This window comes from Methanocalculus chunghsingensis (assembly GCF_018132105.1).
GTDB classification, from domain to species: Archaea; Halobacteriota; Methanomicrobia; order Methanomicrobiales; family Methanocorpusculaceae; genus Methanocalculus; species Methanocalculus chunghsingensis.
Map to the genome: position 1 here is coordinate 1 of NZ_JWHL01000003.1, position 18,827 is coordinate 18,827.

The 18,827-nt window shown below is 47.5% G+C and carries 11 protein-coding genes and 1 pseudogene; 11 read left to right on the forward strand and 1 reads right to left on the reverse strand.

All coding sequences use genetic code 11. From position 1 onward, the window contains the following. Positions 1 to 265 (reverse strand): annotated as a pseudogene (locus tag RJ53_RS02770) (hypothetical protein); the annotation flags it as partial. Positions 266 to 547: 282 nt separating this feature from the next. Between RJ53_RS02770 and RJ53_RS02775 the strand changes: the two are divergent. The 11 genes from RJ53_RS02775 (at position 548) to pglZ (ending at position 18,827) form a co-directional block, all read left to right on the forward strand. Next, positions 548 to 2,443 (forward strand): ATP-dependent nuclease, encoded by a 1,896-nt coding sequence (locus RJ53_RS02775; protein ID WP_211530099.1) that lies wholly within the window; start codon positions 548 to 550, stop codon positions 2,441 to 2,443. Beyond that, positions 2,433 to 4,352 (forward strand): UvrD-helicase domain-containing protein, encoded by a 1,920-nt coding sequence (locus RJ53_RS02780; protein WP_211530100.1) that lies wholly within the window; start codon positions 2,433 to 2,435, stop codon positions 4,350 to 4,352. Before RJ53_RS02775 ends, RJ53_RS02780 begins: the two co-directional genes overlap by 11 nt. Before the next feature lie 70 nt (positions 4,353 to 4,422). Beyond that, positions 4,423 to 5,343 carry a hypothetical protein gene (locus RJ53_RS02785; protein ID WP_211530101.1) on the forward strand — a complete coding sequence of 307 codons (921 nt, stop codon included), beginning with the start codon at positions 4,423 to 4,425 and terminating at the stop codon, positions 5,341 to 5,343. Then, on the forward strand, positions 5,336 to 5,875 hold the full coding sequence (locus RJ53_RS02790; protein ID WP_246495955.1) for a BREX protein BrxB domain-containing protein: 540 nt from the start codon (positions 5,336 to 5,338) through the stop codon (positions 5,873 to 5,875). The genes RJ53_RS02785 and RJ53_RS02790 overlap by 8 nt, the downstream gene beginning before the upstream one ends. Before the next feature lie 5 nt (positions 5,876 to 5,880). Beyond that, positions 5,881 to 9,348, forward strand: coding sequence for a BREX system P-loop protein BrxC (gene brxC / locus RJ53_RS02795; protein WP_211530103.1), 3,468 nt, complete (start codon positions 5,881 to 5,883; stop codon positions 9,346 to 9,348). Continuing rightward, positions 9,345 to 12,626, forward strand: coding sequence for an Eco57I restriction-modification methylase domain-containing protein (locus tag RJ53_RS02800; protein WP_211530104.1), 3,282 nt, complete (start codon positions 9,345 to 9,347; stop codon positions 12,624 to 12,626). Before brxC ends, RJ53_RS02800 begins: the two co-directional genes overlap by 4 nt. 19 nt (positions 12,627 to 12,645) lie before the next feature. Next, positions 12,646 to 14,289 carry a DUF2254 family protein gene (locus tag RJ53_RS02805; RefSeq protein ID WP_211530105.1) on the forward strand — a complete coding sequence of 548 codons (1,644 nt, stop codon included), beginning with the start codon at positions 12,646 to 12,648 and terminating at the stop codon, positions 14,287 to 14,289. 63 nt (positions 14,290 to 14,352) lie between these two features. Further along, the gene (locus tag RJ53_RS02810) at positions 14,353 to 14,760 is read left to right on the forward strand and encodes a hypothetical protein (protein WP_211530106.1); all 408 of its coding nucleotides are present in this window, start codon (positions 14,353 to 14,355) and stop codon (positions 14,758 to 14,760) included. After that, positions 14,757 to 15,854 (forward strand): AAA family ATPase, encoded by a 1,098-nt coding sequence (locus RJ53_RS02815; RefSeq protein WP_211530107.1) that lies wholly within the window; start codon positions 14,757 to 14,759, stop codon positions 15,852 to 15,854. Before RJ53_RS02810 ends, RJ53_RS02815 begins: the two co-directional genes overlap by 4 nt. Positions 15,855 to 15,858: 4 nt before the next feature. Further along, positions 15,859 to 16,533, forward strand: coding sequence for a DUF4276 family protein (locus tag RJ53_RS02820; protein WP_211530108.1), 675 nt, complete (start codon positions 15,859 to 15,861; stop codon positions 16,531 to 16,533). Beyond that, complete coding sequence (gene pglZ / locus RJ53_RS02825) at positions 16,530 to 18,827, forward strand: BREX-1 system phosphatase PglZ type B (RefSeq protein WP_211530109.1); 2,298 nt, start codon at positions 16,530 to 16,532, stop codon at positions 18,825 to 18,827. The genes RJ53_RS02820 and pglZ overlap by 4 nt, the downstream gene beginning before the upstream one ends.

Consider the following 18,827-nt stretch of genomic DNA (forward strand, 5'->3'; position numbering starts at 1 on the left):
ACTCGGCACGAACTTCAGGTCGGTTGATCCAGTTATGAGACCTCTTAATGCTGAAGTTATCCGTCAGTTTGTAGCTGATGAGTGCTCGAAGCAGATTATTGATATCGATACCTCTTGTCTTGTGTTTCCTGAAAATATCGCGAAAGTCAAGGGCTTCATACAGCTGATTAACGAGGAAAATAGTACCGATAGGAAAGGATATATTCTCATTCGGCGCAATTTCATTTGTTCTTAGTTTTGTTTGCATTTTGGTCGATTCAAACATCACTAAGAACACATTTATTTCTTGTTAATGGCAAAGTTGGGCTAAAGGAGGTGGATAAGATGAAACTGAGATTGACAAAGACATATATTGTAATACAATGGACATTGGAAAATTCTAACAGGCAAATTTGATCTGCAATTCAATCTTCATTATTATGTTGTGATGTCTTGGAGAGTTATATGGGGTGGTGTTTACCGTACTAATAATTCCAAATGGATTGAATCATATTTGCCTATGTGACCGATCAATTAATTCTCACTTTAAAGGAAAAAGGCGGATATAATGTATCTTTCCGAAATAAAACTTTGGAACTTCAGAAAGTTTGGAATGATTGGGGAGTCGATCGAAAATTCACAACCTGGTTTATCGATCCAATTTAGTGAAGGAATGAACGTTCTTATTGGCGAGAATGATTCGGGTAAGACGGCAATTATTGATGCAATCCGTTACACTCTAGGAACTCAAAGTGGGGATTGGATCCGCTTGAGTGAATCTGATTTTCATATAGAAAGAGGACAAAGGGCGCAAGAATTGCGAATCGAGTGTACTTTCCGCGGTTTTACAGATCAGGAAGCAGGGAGGTTTCTAGAATGGATTGGATATGAGGATGTTGAAGGTTCCAAATATTATGTCCTTAATGTTCGATATACTGCAAGAAATAAGGGAAATCGAATTTTTACAGATTTGCGAGCGGGTCCTGACCAAATTGGAACTTCGATAGATGGTGAGGCAAGATCACTTTTACGTATTACTTATCTCAAGCCTCTGCGTGATGCAGATGCAGAATTAACTCCTGGAAGACGTTCACGTTTTGCTCAAATTCTCAAAGCTCACACTCTTTTTCAAAAAGATGGATCCAATAGGCATGATCTGGAAGTAATTTTTGACAATGCGAATGAAGCTATCGAAGGTTACTTCCAACAGAACGAAGATGGTTCTAACGCCAGTGAACTGATGAAACTATTGAATATATATGTGGAAGCATTTTTCCCTCAAAATGAACCTTACGTGCCTTCCGTCACGATTTCTGGGAGTGATTTGTTTGATATTCTCCAACGCCTCTCATTATCACTTGGTCAAAATCCTTCTGGACTTGGGGCAGCTAACCTCTTGTTTATGGCGACAGAACTGTTATTATTACAATCTGAAGAGAATGTCGGCCTGAAACTTGCGCTGATCGAGGAATTAGAAGCTCATTTACATCCACAGGCCCAGCTTCGTCTCATTCATTATCTAAAAGAAAAATCTACAAAGGGTCAATACATTCTAACCACTCATAGCACCACTTTGGGTTCAAGCATTCCACTTGAGAGCCTGATACTCTGCAAAGAGGGTAAAGCTTTCCCAATGGGAAGTAATTATACAAAACTTAAGCAAAGAAACTATGATTATCTTTATCGATTCTTGGATGCAACCAAGGCAAACCTGTTTTTCGCTCGTGGCGTGTTGCTCGTAGAAGGTGATGCTGAAAATCTTCTGATTCCAACCCTCGCTAAAATAATTGATCGGCCGCTGCACCGCTATGGTGTTTCAATTGTGAATGTAGGTAGTACAGCATTTTCCCATTTTGTGGAAATCTTTCGTCGTCAAGATGACCAACCAATGGGAATCAAAGTTGCCCTCATCACCGATATGGATGTTAAACCTTTAGAGTACAACGAAGTATACCGTGAGGAAAAAAAGGAAGAGCAAACCGAATCTGATATAGAATCTGCCAAAGAACAAAGAATATTGAAACTCTCAATATATACTAATGACGAAATTAAAGTATTTATTTCACCAAACTGGACTTTGGAATACGAATTTGCTCTTTCATCAAAGTTTCAAAAGGATTTCTATAAATCACTATTATTGGCAGAAAAAATAGCAAACTCACAGAGTGGCATTCCCCAAGAAAGAAAGACTGGGGAAGTCGATGAGATGGTTGAGGTAAATTATAATAAATGGTTAGAGGAATGGGATGGCGACCCTCGAATCTATGAAAAAATCGCTTTTGAAATCTACAAAAAGGGGCTGCTTGATAAAGGAATCTCAAAGGCCATAACCGCCCAAGTATTTGCAGAGACTATAGAGGCTAAATCACCGAAATCCGATCTTCTGGAAGCCAATTCTATTCAATATCTTTTCGATGCCATCTACCATGTTACTGAGCCGAGGGAACAATCCAATGTTCATTGAGATAACTGAGGATGATATCGTCTATGCGGAGAAATTGCTACTTCCAGCAGGACAGTCCTTCAATGATGAGCGTAGGGCATTCATTCGCTGCATGGAGTCACGCGATGTCATTGCCTGCCCTGGAAGCGGTAAAACAACCGCGTTACTCGCTAAACTTGTGATATTGGCAAGAAAGGTGCCATTTGAGGAGAATCGCGGGATCTGTGTCTTAACGCACACGAATGTAGCAATTGATGAGATAAAACGACGAGCGGGTCATGCAGCTGATGTATTATTTCAGTACCCTAACTATTTCGGTACAATACAGAGCTTTGTTAACCAGTTTTTGGCAATACCTGGTTATAAATCAGAATTTGGAAATGCTATTGTTGCAATCGATAACGACCGCTTTTTTTCTATACTGGAAAAAATGTACTTAAGAGGAGACTACGGATTTAAGCGTTGGATGGCAGAAAAAGGTGGAATAAGCACCCTTGGAAATTACTGGCTTCATCCAGAGACGTTGAAAGTTGGAAGAAGTCTAGATGAACCGATACGTAACCTCGGGGAACATACACCAACACATCAAAAAATAACTGATATCAGGATGAAGGTTTTGAAGAGCGGTTTTCTCAGTTTTAATGACGCATATTCTATCGCGTTAAGATATATACATCTCGTTCCAACAATTCACCAGGCATTTCAAAACCGTTTTTGTATGGTATTCCTTGATGAGGCTCAAGATACATACGAGCATCAGTTTCGGGTTTTGGATGCCATTTTTCAATCGGAAAAACTCTTGGTCCAACGCATAGGTGATCCCAATCAGGCCATCTTCAATTCAGATAAGGAGAGTGATAGGGTATGGGAACCACAATCTCCGCTTAAATTCTCAGACTCCCACCGTTATGGTGAGACAATTTCCAAGTTGTTGACTTCTGTCCGGTTTTATAACGATATCTCTTTAAGAGGTTTCCAATCAAGGATTTCTTATACCCCTCAGTTAATTACTTTTTTACCGGGTGAGGAACATCAAGTTTTACAAGCATTTGTGAAACTGGTTCATAAGTTTGAGTTGTCTGAAAATCCATGCTATGCAATTGGCTGGATAGGAAAGGACAAAACTGACGAAAATAAACTCTGTATTCCAGCATACTTTCCTCAGTATAATAGATATCAGAAACAATCTAACATGCATTTTTCCAATTTGATTTCTTATGCCGCGTATGCTATCAAAAATGCAAAAACGGAGTCTTTAAAACACTTTTTTGAAGTCATTCTCCAAGGTGTTGCTGATGCGCTTGATGATGCCGGGATTAAAATCGAGGAGTCTAATCGGTCTTATACCCGACATAATGTTGAGAAATTTTTGAAACGGCAGAATGGGAATGGATATAATGAATTTCGTTCGCAAATCATAGTCCATTACCTCCGGGCTCTTGATTCATGCCTTGGTGCGATTGAACTCAGGGATTTTATCAAAGCATCTATTGTGCAAAACTGGTCAATAAATGATACAGAATCATTTCTGATCTCCGATAAGATCGACTTCACAAATCAACCTGATACAAAGGAACCGATCAATCAGTTTATTTCAGATAGTGGGATAGTAGTGAATGTCGGAACTGTTCACTCTGTTAAAGGCGAGACGCATGCTGCTACGTTATACCTAGAAACAGATTATTATGGGAAAACGGATGCACAGCGATTAATTAACTTCCTTAAAGGGGAAAGAAATTCGAGTGAATTAAAGAAAAAACGTCATATTTATAACCTAAAAGTTGTACACGTTGCTTTTAGTCGTCCAAAACATTTGTTAGCCTTTGCATGCCAGGCATTAAATGTTGATGAACATAAAGGAGAATTGAAGAATAATGGTTGGGAGATTCATTCAGTCTCAGAGCTTATCTGTGATAGAGAGGAAGTATGATGACCTTTACTGGATCAAACACCATTGAGTAAATGAGCCTCAACACTGTCACCCACCAGCTGCGAAGCAATTGGCCTTCGATCAGGAAAATTCTCTTCGCTGGGGTAATTCACTAGGCGGCGATCTCTATCTCGCTTTATTATTCCCCTCAAAATCAAATCTAACCCTTTATAAATGTGGAAGGAACATACTTCCTTTTGTGCCAGGAAAAACGCCTAAGGCAGAGAAGAAATCAGACGATATTGGCCAAGATAGCACTGCAAGTGCCCATACTGGCCGTACCCTGATGTTCAATGAATTATCACACATTCTTGATATTACACCTATTGATTGCTCAATCAGTGAGATCAAGCGGTTGGTTTATGAGGAGAATATTCTACAAAAAAGCAGCTTCTCCAGCAGAAAAATGAGTTTTTATCGTTTAAAGCTCCTGTATACTCTCGATATCCAAAATACCGCCTTTAAAACCCTTCGTTTCTTCTGGAATAAAGCGCCGGATGAGAGGCCGCTAATTGCTCTGGAAGCTGCTCTTGCACGAGATCACATCCTGCGCTATTCCGCGCAAAAAATTCTCCCTCTTAAATGTGATACGCTGATAACAAAGGAAGAGATGATCAAAAACATCCAGCAGGAATATGGTAAGCTCTATACTCAAAACGTACTAGAATCAACTTCCCGCAATCTCCTCTCATCCTGGGTACAATCCGGCCATCTGAGCGGAAGGGTGAAGAAGAGTCGGAGAAAAGCAACAGCAGGTCCTGCATCCCTTACATATGCCCTCCTCCTTGGCCAGCTCTCAGGTGTAGAGGGGTCATCACTCTTTGAAACTGTCTTAGTGCATGCACTGGATGCAACCGATACCGAGATCCAAGCATACCTCCATGCTGCGATGAGGAAAGGGTGGCTTATGTACCGGAATGCCGGAGGTATCATTGAACTTACAATAACATTGGATCTGAATGGAGAGGTGAAGAAGAATGGGCATGATTGAGAACCTTATTGATGCATATCAGCGGCAGGTATCGCTCCCCTGGGAAGAGATGCTTTCGGAACAGGAGAAGATCTGGTTCTGTGTCTATGAGCCCCCCTATGAGCGGCGAATAGAGGCACGCCTCGAAGAGTTCAGGATCAAGACTCTTGAATCAGGCCATTTATGGAGGCATATCAATATTGCAGGGGCATTTGAATCATGGCTGATCGAAAACGAGTATCATGAAGAGTACTTCAGAGTCCCCTCCGATCTCGAATATGATCTTTTGGATTTCATCAGGCACCTCGTTCTTCTTTTGAGGAAGGAGATAGAAGAGACGGATGCGAATACCATTGTTGCAGTCACCGGGATCGGATCCCTCTACGGGATCGTCCGTGCCAGTGCAGTCATCGATCAGGCGGTCAAAGAGACCCCGATACCAGGGAGGCTGGTATTCTTCTTCCCAGGAGATCGTGATGCGAGAAACTACCGTCTCTTAAAAGCCCGGGATGGGTGGAATTATCTTGCGACGCCCATTGAAGCAGAGGAGTGATACTAGTGAACGAATATGACACAATCCTGAATAAACAGGTTTTTTATAGCGATCCGACGAGCTACACCATACCAAATGACGGTGTAACCAAAGTCGGCCCAATCACCGATGAGAATCAGCTTGCAGTAGCCCGGTACGAACTTGCCAACTTCGTCTGTGAGGGATCATACCATCAGGGGCTCAAGGCGATCCTTGAGTCGTTCCTTGATAATCTCGACAATCCGGTTCAGCCTGCGGTATGGGTGAGCGGGTTCTTCGGATCAGGCAAATCGCACCTCGTCCGTGTACTTGAGTTCCTCTGGAGTGATCTTCCCTTTCCTGATGGAGCAACTGCACGGGATATCGCCTCACTCCCGCAGGATATCAAAGATGCTTTAAAGCAACTCACCACCGAGGGGAGAAGAAATGGCGGCATATGGTCTGCGGCAGGAACCCTGAGTTCCGGGGTTGGAGACAACCCCCGGAACGCCATCCTCCAGGTGGTCCTCCGTGCAGCAGGTCTCCCTGACAACATCGATCTTGCACGGATTCATCTCTGGCTTGCTGAGTACGGAATCCTTGAATCAATGCAACAATGTCTCTCTGAACAGGGGAAGCAAAAGGATATGTCACGGCCTTTCGTCTCAACTGCCTTTGCAGAAGCCCTCATCGCTCTCCATCCTGATTTTACAACCCGTTCCCCCGAAGAGGCACGTGAAGATCTCCGCCGCCAGTTTAAAACCGATTTTCATGTGACGAATGCCGTTATGGCAGAGATGCTCAATGAGATCTTTGCCATGAAGAGCACCCAGAAAGGGAAGATGCCGCTCGTCTTAATTGTCCTTGACGAGGTCCAGCAGTACCTGACTATCGGTGAGGGTGCAGACCAGCTCCTGGCATTTCAGGGAGTGATCGAAGATATCAGCAGCAGGTTCAGATCACGGCTACTGATCGTCGCAACCGGTCAGGAGGCACTCCTGGCAAATAAACTTCTGCAGCGGTTGCAGGGGCGGTTCTCTCAGCGTGTCACTCTCGATTCTAAAGATGTCGATGTGGTCCTCCGGCAGACGGTCCTTCGGAAGAAAGAGTCGATGAAGGCACCGCTTGAAGAGATCCTCGACTCGGTCAACGGCGAGATCTCACGCCATCTTGACGGATCAAAACTTGCACACCGGTTTGATGATGAACGGGTACTCCCCCTCGATTATCCCCTCCTGCCAAGCAGGAAACGATTCTGGGAGCGGGTGCTCCATTCGGTGGATACCGGCGGGATGAGCACACAGCTCCGAAACCAGCTCCGTATCACTTTTGATGGGGCGAAGAGGTATGCAGATAAACCACTGGGAACAGTAATTCCGGCAGATTTCATCTATTCCCAGCAGAAGACACACCTGATCAGGAATAATATCCTCTCACAGCAGATCTCAGAGAATATCGCAAAAGAGGATGATGGAACGCCTGAAGGGGAGCTGAAGTCGCGGATCTGCGCCCTCCTCTTCCTGATACAGCAGATAGACGAGTCTTTTGGACTCCGTGCAACGCCGGATACACTGGCCGATCTCCTGATCACCGATCTCGCCAGCGGATCAGAGAACCTCAGGCGGGAGATCCCCGGGCTCCTTGAGGATCTCCATGAGGGCGGTGTCATCGCAAAGGTCGGGGATGAGTATCGTATCCAGACTGAAGAGGGGAGTGTCTGGGAGGGCGAGTACCAGAAGCGGAAGACCGATTACAAAGCAGATGACACACAGGTGATCTTTAAAAGAAACGAACTCCTGCAGGCACATCTTCGCGACCATCTGGGCAGGATCACAATCACACAGGGGGAGACCAGGACCCCCCGTGATATTGACCTCGCCTATTTCTCGTCTCTCAGACCGGAGATCGGATCAAAGATCCCGATCTGGATCAGGCATGGCTGGGAGGTCTCCGAGTCGGCAGTGAAGGCAGATGCAGCAGCAGAAGGAAATGACAGCCCGCTTGTGATGGCATTTATCCCAAAGAGAGACCATGACGCCTTCAGAGATGAGATCGCAGGGCTCCTTGCCGCTGAGAATGTGATAGCGGACCGGCCCGCACCGACGACACCGGAGGGTGATCAGGCACGATCAAATATCCAGGCAAAGAAGACCGGGCATATCCAGCGGATTGAGCGGATCATCGGTACACTACTCTCCAACGCATCGGTCTATCTTGGAGGGGGGATGAAGATCGAGGGTGACTCGTTAGCCGGTGCCATCCAGACAGCTGCAGCACGTGCGGTCATCCGGATGTACCCCCGCTTCCCTGAAGCCGATACGAAGGGTTGGGATCAGGTGATCACAAGGGTGAAGAGCAGTGATCAGACACCCCTGAAGAAGATCGGATATGAGAGGGGACCCGAGGAGCAGCCGGTCTGTAAAGAGATCCTGAAACGGCTGGCGAACCCAAAGAACGGAAATGAATTGAGAAAGTCTCTTGACCAGCCGCCGTTTGGCTGGCCGCGTGATGCAGTCGATGGTGCGGTGATGGTGCTTGTTGCATCGAACCATCTGAAGGCGAGCATAAACGGAAAGCCGTTATCGGCAGTGGATCTAGACCGGCAGCAGATTGGAAAAGCAACCTTTGCTGCTGAAAACATTGTCCTGACACAGACCGAGAGGCTGGCGGCCCGATCATTGTACCGGGAGTTTGGGCTGAGCACTGAGGCGGGCCGGGAGACTGAGGAGGCGATCCGATTCTTAACCGCTCTTGAAACACTTCTTTACAAGACCGGTGGTGAGCCTCCGCTTCCGCAGGTAATAAAGCCGGGGTACCTCCCTGAACTTCATGGGTATTCAGGGAATCAGCTTGTCCGGGAGCTGGTGATCAGGCAGGATGAGATCAAGGCCGACATAGGGCGCTGGCAGACAGTTGTAACCAGGATTTCGGTTAAGAGACCGGGCTGGGAGGCACTTTGGCACCTGATCGACCATGCCGGAGGGCTGCCTGAACTTGACGAGATCCGATCCGAAGCAGCGGTGATCACAGAATACCGGAGCCTCCTTGCTGATCCCGATCCGGTAGAGCCGCTACTTTCCGATCTGCGGAACGGGCTCCGGGAAGCGATCAGGGAGGGGAGAGAGCGGGTTGAAGCCGCACGTTCTGGTGTCATGGCCGCACTTAAAGACGATCCCCTCTGGCTGAAGCTCTCTGATGGTGATCGTGCCGGGCTGATCCGAACCTATACTCTTGAGGAGCTCCCCCCCTTAAAGACAGGAACCGATGCTGAGATCATCGAGCAGCTGAAGAAGACGCCGCTTCGATCCTTTGATGGGGCTGTCCGGCTTATTGAGGGGGCACTCACCAGTATTAGGGAGAGGGCGGCACAGATTCTTGAGCCGAAGACGGTGATGGTTCCTCTTGGGAGATCTCTGACCGTGAAGACAATTGAGGACCTTGATGAGTATTTTGCAGAGGTACGGGGCAGGGTTCTTGCAGAACTTGAGAAGGGCAATCCGGTGATGCTGAAATGACCGTCCTCTCCCGTGAGGACCGGGGCGCCCTCGATACCGCCGTCCAGGCGGCTCGTCGGGTGGCAGAAGCAGGGGCACGAAATGCACTCTCTGTCCTCGGCATCTGTGACGAGAAGAAGCCGCCTCATCTGACTCTGGAGCAGGCAGAACTCCGGCGGCTGCTCCGGGTAGAACTGAGGCGGCTTGGGGGGGTTAATGCAGAGGGGTTTGAGGCACTCATCCGGGCGGTCGCCTATGAGCAGTGGCACAGGATGCTCTTTGCCCGGTTCCTTGCCGAGAACGATCTCCTCTTCCACCCAACATACAAGGTTGCTGTCACACTCGCCGAGTGCGGGGAGATCGCCCGCGAAGAGAACCGGGATCTCTTTGAGCTTGCGGCAGAGTATGCCGAATGGATGCTCCCCGGCATCTTCAGGCAGGATGATCCGCTCCTTTCGATCCGGTATGCACCCGAAGATACCGCAGGGCTTCATTCGATCCTCTCCGGGATCTCTGATCTGACTTTCCTTGCCGAGGATGCACTCGGCTGGACGTACCAGTTCTGGCAGACCGAGAAGAAGAAAGAGGTGAACGTATCTGAGCGGAAGATAGAAGGGTATGATCTCTGTGCTGTCACGCAGCTCTTCACCGAGCCCTATATGGTGCAGTTCCTCTTAGAGAATACGCTTGGAGCCTGGTGGCTCTCACTCCATCCGGAGAGCAGGCTCCGATCTGAATGGGTCTATTACAAGGAGCAGGTCCAGCACGACTTCTCGACCTGGCCAACCGCCATCAACGATCTCAGAATCCTTGATCCCTGCTGTGGATCAGGGCATTTTCTGGTCCGGGCGTTCCATATGCTCCTTGCGATGCGGCAGGAGCTCGGTGAGGATGACGAGTCTGCCATCGCCGCAATCATCGGAAAGAACCTTCACGGCCTCGAACTCGACCCCCGGTGCATCCAGATCGCCACCTTCGCCCTCGCCCTTGAGGCATGGAAGGCGGGATTCTCACCGACGAAGTCATACCTGCCGGTACCAAACCTCGCCTGCACCGGTATCCCGATCAAAGCTGAGAAAGAGGAGTGGCTCCGGCTCGCGGGCGGGGATGGTTCGCTTGAGATAGAGCTTGAGAAGTACTATGAGCTCTTTAAGAATGCCGACACCCTCGGAAGCCTGATTCAGGTCGATTCCGGCGAGACACTTGCGAACGCCGAAACCCTGAAGAAGGCATTTGAGCGGGCAATTAAGAAGGAGAAGGATGCCGGTGATCCGGTTGCCGCGATCTTCGGGGAGACGGCACACGGGGTGATGAAGGCGGTGGATCTTCTGTCGCGGAAGTATGACTGTGTCGTGACGAATGTGCCGTATCTCTCCGGTGGAAAGCATGGGAGTCTCCTGAAGTCATTCTGCCAAGATAATTATTCTGATGCAAAGAATGATATTGCAACGGTCTTTCTCAAACGATGCCTCTCGTTATGCCGGAGAGGCGGGAAAGTCAGTGCCGTCATGCCGCAGAACTGGCTCTTTCTGAAATCCTATATGAAGTTCCGGGAGGGGTTGCTGAAGCAGGAGCGGTGGGATCTGCTGGCGAGGCTTGGAGAAGGAGGTTTTCATAGCTCTGCCGCCGCAGGTGCATTTACCATTCTCCTGAGTATCAGCCATACACAGGCACCAGAGGGGCATATGCTCTGCGGGCTCGATGTATCGGAGGAGCGTAGCGCGGCGGCGAAGGCCGGGGCTCTCGTTGATGCAGAGATGAAGTGCGTGGAGCAGAAGGGGCAGTTGGAGAATCCGGATGGAAGAATTGTTTTTGAAATGAATACTAATGAAACATTACTATCTACAATTTCTTACTGCTATCATGGATTAACTTCTGGCGATATGCCAAGAATGAAATTCTGTTACTGGGAGATTACTGAATTAATGGATATTTGGATGCCATATCAAGGAACTATCTCAAATCATATTTTTTTCGGAGGAAATGAATGTTTATTACGATGGGAACACGGTAACGGAGCTATTCGTATATTGCCTGGAGCTCGAAGGGATGGTTTGGAAGCGTGGGGTAAACAGGGGGTCTTAATAAGTCAAATGAGAGTTCTTCCATCAACCATCTTTAAAAAAGAGGCATATGATAACAATACTGCAGTTATAGTCCCCCATAACCCCGCCCACCTCCCTGCCATCTGGTGCTTCTGCTCCTCCCCCGAATACAACACAGCAGTCCGTAAAATCGATCAAAGCCTCAAAGTCACCAACGCTACCCTCGTCAAAGTCCCCTTCGACATCGACCACTGGACGAAAGTTGCCGAGGAGCAGTACCCTCATGGCCTTCCAGAACCCTATTCAGACGATCCCACCCAGTGGCTCTTCCACGGCCACCCCTGCGGCTCGGTCATCTGGGACGAAGAGACAAAAAGGCTCACCCACGGGCCGATCAGGACCGATGCAACCGTCCTCCATGTCGCCATTGCCCGCCTCCTCGGGTACCGCTGGCCCGCCGAGACCGATCCCGGGATGGAGCTTGCCGCAGAAGCACGGGAATGGGTGAAAAGATGCGATGCCCTCCTCCCGTTCGCCGATGATGACGGCATCGCCGGTATCCCCTCGCTCCGGGGAGAAGGGCGGCTTGTGGATCGGCTGCGGTCGCTCCTTGCCGCCGCATACGGGACTGCGTGGTCGCCTGAGATGGAGAACAAGCTCCTCCGGGCGGCTGGCTATACAAAGAATGACGGACAGCTGAAAGGGGATCTCGAGAGTCTCCTCAGGGACGGCTTCTTCGCCTCACACTCACAGCTCTTCCACCACCGCCCCTTCATCTGGCAAATATGGGACGGGAGGCCGGACGGGTTTTCGGTCCTCCTCAACTATCATAAACTGGATCGGCGCAACCTTGAGCGGCTCATCTACACCTACCTCGGCGGCTGGATCACCCAGCAGCGATCCGAAGTCGCCGCCGGAAACCCGGGTTCAGAAGAGCGGCTGGTTGCCGCCCTCGACCTGAAAGGACGGCTTGAGAAGATACTTGAGGGTGAGAAGCCCTATGATATTTTTATCAGGTGGAAACCGATCCATGAACAACCTATCGGCTGGGATCCCGATCTCAATGATGGTATCCGTCTGAATATCCGGCCATTTGTTGAGGCGGGGGTGCTTCGATCCACCCCGAAGATCCACTGGAGGACAGACCGGGGGAAAGATCCGGTGCCAAACGCATCCGGGACGATGGAACGGCATAACGACCGGCACTTCAAAATCGATGAGAAGAAGCAGGCAAGAGTGGATTGGGATCTATAACTATATCACCGTGATGACAATGAGCGATAACCAGTACACAGATCCGCAAGGAAAACCTGGAACGTTTACCAATAGGGTAAGGCGTACATTTCTCGAGCTTGATGAAAAACATCCAAAGCAGTTCTGGTTTCTATTCTACGCTCTTATATTCTTCATTGCCGCTATTCTAGGAGCAGGCTTTGGACTCCTATTTCCGTACAAAGCAATCGATGTCAATAGTGCCAGATACATTCTGAGCGCACTTATTCAAAGCCAGGCTGCTGTGATCTCAATTGTAATATCATTGACATTGATTGCAGTACAATTGACAGCACAAATATATTCACCCCGTATCACTGAATTTTTCAAGAGTCATATCAATATGTGGTGCTTCTTGGCTAGTTATATTATATCGATAGCATTTAGCTCGTTTTTACTGATACTTCTTGTAGGGACCGATCTCACTAATAGTGCAACTGTAAGGATACTCCTCTACTTTTCCCTATTTCTCGCAATTTTTTTGTTTTTTGCTCTAATACCATATATTTACATCACCATGAACCTACTAAATGCCGACACTGTTATTAAACGGCTTACAGCTGCTATCCAAATACCTGATAGTCTTGATCCTGAACATGATCCGTTTCAGCCAGTATTTGATGTTATTTATGGTGCAATTAAGCGTTTTGACTTTATTGCTATGAGTAATGGATTCACACAAATAGTAAATAACTATGAAAAAATTGTAATGGATAATCGAAAACACGCCCAACTAGAATATATTAATTCTAGATTTTTTGATGATTTTAAGCGATGTGGTGTTTTACTCATTGAAATACGAGAAGAGAAATTTGTATTTGAGGTTGTCCATAAGCTCTCTCTCATCATCAATTGGAGTGTTAAAAATGAATTAAAATCATCATTTCATTGGTGTATCATAACTTTATGCGAAATTGGTGTTAAATCCGCAGAAAATGGAATGCGTTCCCCTTTAAATGAGACTATAACCTCAATAGATGAAATTATTCAAGACATAGAGCTTGAAGTCGGTCCAAACGATCTGAATATCAACTCTAAGATCTACCAATTGATAAAGTGTCAGGAGAAGCTAGGAATCACCGCAGTATCGAACAATATTGAGGATTCTGCAAAAAAAGCGGTTGATTCGATTCAAAGCAATATTGAAAGAATTATAGAATTTAATACAAACAATAATTATGACATCTTTTTGGATTTTTATTTAACCATAGGGAAGGACGCACTAGAGAAGCACTCCGCTCTTGTTATGATTGAAGTATTGGATTCAATTGAAAAAACTTATAACATAGCCATTACGCATAAAAATATAAAGCTAGCGGATGATTGTCTCCGAACACTCAAATCTCTCGGGCTCATCGCTGGAAAACTTGGATTGAAAAAACAAATTAGCAATATTTTAAACAGTATTTTTCATATTACTGTTAAAGCTCGCGATAAGAAACTGGACCAACTTTATCGGACAGGTCTTGAACAATTAGCAGAAATACGACTAACGTATCCAGATATCTTTGATAAACACCAATGGCCAGACTATAGGTTTGATGGTATTTCAGATTTTTATGTAGAAAGGAATTTTGACATAGAAGAAGAAGTCATAATTTTGGATCATCAAATAATTGATGATTGGATAAAAAAAAAGAGATGATTATATCAATCACTTAAGGAAAATGGAGATTATATGATCCAAAAAGTCTTAGAATCTGTCGCATTGGTTAGACAGAAAACAATTAGATGCCATAAATTTGAAGATATCAACCCCTTCGTTGCTGCCACCCCCGGTTCAGAAGAGCGGCTTGTTGCCGCCCTTGACCTGAAAACACGGCTTAAGAAGATACTTGAGGGTGAAGACCCCTATGATATTTTTATCAGGTGGAAACCCCTGCATGAGCAACCGATCGGATGGGACCCGGATCTTAATGATGGCATCCGGTTGAATATCCGGCCATTTGTTGAGGCGGGGGTGCTTCGATCCACCCCGAAGATCCACTGGAGGACAGACCGTGGCAAAGATCCGGTGCCGAATGCATCCGGGACGGTGGAGCGGCATAACGACCGGCACTTCAAAATCGATGAAAAGAAGCAGGCACGGGAAAGAGCGAAAGGAGAAGAGAAATGAGGAAACTGGATACGATCCATATTTCGGGTTTTAAATCGATAAAGAACCTGGATGTCACCTTACACGATCTCAATGTCATGATCGGTGCAAATGGTGCCGGAAAGACCAATTTTATCTCCATCTTCCGGCTCCTGAACGAGATGGTTGAGGGGAGGCTCCAGTTCGCAGTGGCAAAAGCAGGAGGGGTCCGCTCACTCCTGCATTATGGTCCAAAGACCACAAAGAAGATCGAGGTCAATCTCCGTTTCGGAAAGAATGGATACTCCTGCATCTGGGATAGTGCAGGGGATGAAGGTCTTATCTTCCAACGAGAAGAAACAGAGTTCTATGGTCATGGACCGGATGCAACCCCGTACTATGATCTGGTTGAAACAGGTCATCGGGAGACAAAGCTGAATAATTATGCAAAATTACCTGGTCACCAGGTATCGCGTTTTGTTCTTGAGAGCCTGAAGAGTTGGCGGGTCTATCATTTTCATGATACCAGCAATGAATCCCCGATAAAAGCGATAGAACAGATCAATGACAATATGTACTTCAGGTACAATGCATCGAATCTTGCTCCATTTCTCTACTACCTACAAAAAATCCATGAAAAAAACTATAATGATATAAGAGATATGGTTCGGCTTGCCGCACCGTTCTTCGATGATTTTATCCTCAGACCACTCCCAGAGAACAATGACCTGATAAAGCTTGAATGGAAGGAGAAAAACTCAGACTACCCATTCCTTGCCCACCACCTTTCAGACGGGACACTCCGGTTCATCTGCCTTGCAACACTCCTCCTCCAGCCGGATCTCCCGGAGTTAATCCTCATTGACGAGCCGGAACTTGGCCTGCATCCGTATGCCCTGAATATCGTTGCAGACCTGATCATGAGTGCATCAAAACGCTCACAGATCATCCTCTCAACACAGTCTGTCAGTCTGATCAACCAGTTTGAACCTGAAGATATCCTTGTCGTTGACCGCCATGATGGAGAGACGACGATCAAACGGCTTGTTCCAGAAGATCTCGAAGACTGGCTCTCTGACTACTCTCTTGGCGAGCTCTGGGAGATGAACATCCTCGGCGGAAAACCCCAGCGGTGATTGCATGATCAGGTTAAAGATCATCTGTGAAGGTCAGACCGAAGAAAGTTTTATCAAAGAAGTAGTAACGCTCTATCTCAAAAAGTTCCAGATTGAGGTCATAGCGATCATCCTCCCCACATCGATCAGAGAGAGGACATATCGCGGAGGAATTGGACCCTATTCTCGTGTAAGAAAAGATATTCTCCGATCTTTTGAGAGGGATGGGGCCTATGTCACAACCATGTTTGACCTCTATAAATTGCATCATTCATTTCCCGGGAAGGGTGAGTCAGAAAAAATTTCGGATATCTATGAACGTGTCAGGGTGATTGAAGAGGCACTTATGGCGGATATTAACAACCGCTTCTTCATCCCCTATATCCAGCTCCATGAGTTTGAAGCTCTCCTATTCTCAGACATCTCTACCATTGATGAACTATTGATACCCAGCTCTCAATCCAAGATCCCAGAGTTAGAAACCATTATCCGAAACCATCCAAATGGTCCGGAATCGATTAATGATGGTGAAGAGACAGCCCCATCAAAAAGGCTTCTGAAATTGTACCCCTCATACAAGAAGAGAACACGAGGCATTCAGATTGCAATGAGAATACCTCTTGAAATTATGCGGGAACAGTGCCCGCACTTTGATGCCTGGCTCATGAAAATTGAGCAGCTCTCCGGAGACAGAGCATGAAAACCACATTCCTTGAAACAGTTCACAACGCCCTGAAGAACGCGACAACTGAGTATAATCGCAACGATGCCGCACCCCCCGTTGCCCTGCTCTGGACAGATCCCACAGAGGAGTGGCGACCAGTCGTTTCGCTCTTAAAGAAGACATTTCAGATGCCGATCATGACGCTTGGCTCTTATGATCCGGACTCATGGCAGGGTCCCGCCATCTATCTCAGGTGTCTCCTTGAAGAAACAATCCCAGACACTACATTCCCAAAAGGTGACTGTCCTATCATCTACCTTCCGGGGTATTCGCGAGATGCATTTAGGAATAGCCGGGACTGTCCGGATATGATCAAGCCACTCATTGAGCTCCAGTACCGTGGCTTGCTCTGGTCGCACAAGAACGGGAGGGACTGGACGATTGCAGGCTTTCTTCAGGCAAACTATAGTATCGAAACACAGCCGGATCAGGCGACAAAAGATGCACTCAGAAGCTCGATAGAGAAACTCTGCCAGGAGACGATACAGACACTCAGATCAAACCAGCCACTCAAAGCCGGTTTCTTCACCAGCCTCACTCATCCTGATGAAAAGAAACAGATACTTCTCTGGATGAATGCTCCTGAAGAGGAGCGGGGAAAGATGTCGCAAGGTGATTGGACATCCTTCCGTTTTATCTGTAAAAGTGATTATAAATTTGATCCCCAGATCGATGGCGTGGCAACCGCAGCTGAGAAACTCGCATCCCAGGAGGAGAGGAGATGGCAACAAATATGGGAGCGTTTTATCGAGACGCCTGAGAGGTTTCCTGATATACCTAATCTTCTTAGAAACCTTGTCCGACCTTCATTTATCGTCTTTAAGGATTCGTGGCCCCAGATCAATGATGAAGAGGAAAAGAAACTTCATACTGACCTCCTCGCACTTGAGCAGGTATCTGCAAGGGAAGCTGCTGAAACAATTCAAAGGCTTGAAAAAGCCCATGCCGAACGGCGGAGCTGGGTCTGGGCAGCAGTAGGGGAGAGTCCCCTTGCGATGGCATTACAACCATTGAACGAACTTGCAGAGCTTTCTGCACATTATACCTTTGGCGGAACGTTGGATGAGCAGGCGAGACGCTATACCGAGACGCTCTATATGGCAGACAATGCCATCCTGCGTAGTCTTGAGTATGCAACCGATGCCGATACAACGAAAGCAGTAACCACTGCTATCAGAGCAGTTGCTCTCAACTGGCTCTCTGCACGTGCAGAGGAGTTCCAGAAAGCATGGTGCTCATCTCCGCCCGAGCAGATGAAACAAACAAGTCCTCCCGTTGTGGGAGAGGTGCTCCTCTTTGTTGATGGCCTTCGTATGGACTGCGGTCACCGGCTCAAAAAAATCCTCGGGGATGCAGGGGAGGAATGCAGCCTTTCATACAGGTATTCGGTGCTCCCGACCCTGACCGAGACGGCAAAGCCCGCTGTGATGCCCATAGCCGGAGAGCTTGCATCAGGAGAAGGGCTTACCCCATGCACGCAGAGCGGTGCTGCAGCAGAGATCCAGGCACTCAGACGGCTCCTTGAGGCACATTCGTATCAGGTCCTGAAAGAAGGAGAGTATGGTGATCCTGCAGGTTCGGCATGGACCGAGATCGGCAACATCGATCATAGCGGCCATGACAGAGGGATCGCCCTTGCCTCAACCCTTGATCACGAACTCTCGCTCATCGGGAATCGGGTACACTCTCTCCTTCAGTCAGGATGGTCACAGGTTCGGATCGTCACCGATCACGGCTGGGTCCTTATCCCTGGAGGCCTGCAGAAGACTGATCTCCCCCCGGCTTATACAGTTGTCAAAAAGGGGAGATGTGCCCGACTCCATCCGGATGTTCAGGTCTCCTATCCTGTGCTTCCGTGGTTCTGGGATCGGAACGTTCGGATCGCCCTTGCTCCTGGTATCACCTGTTTTGAAGCTGGAAAGGAATTTGATCATGGGGGATTGAGCCCTGAAGAGGCCGTTGTTCCCGAGATCATTGTCAGGAGGGGTGGGGGTGTTCAGTCTGTGATAGAGGTCGAACCTCCGGTTTGGAGAGGTTTGCGCCTCTCGGTAGATACGAGTGGTGCAGAAGGATCTCGAATTGATATCCGTGAGAAACCCGGAGATCCGGCAACCAGTCTCTTAGAGGCGAGCAAGACGATCCCCGCAGATGGAAAGGTATCGCTGGTCATACCGGATGATCGTTTCGAAGGAACAGAAGCGTTCATCGTAATTCTGGATGATAATGGCAATCCATCTGCCCAGAGAAAGGTGATTATTGGAGGAGAATGA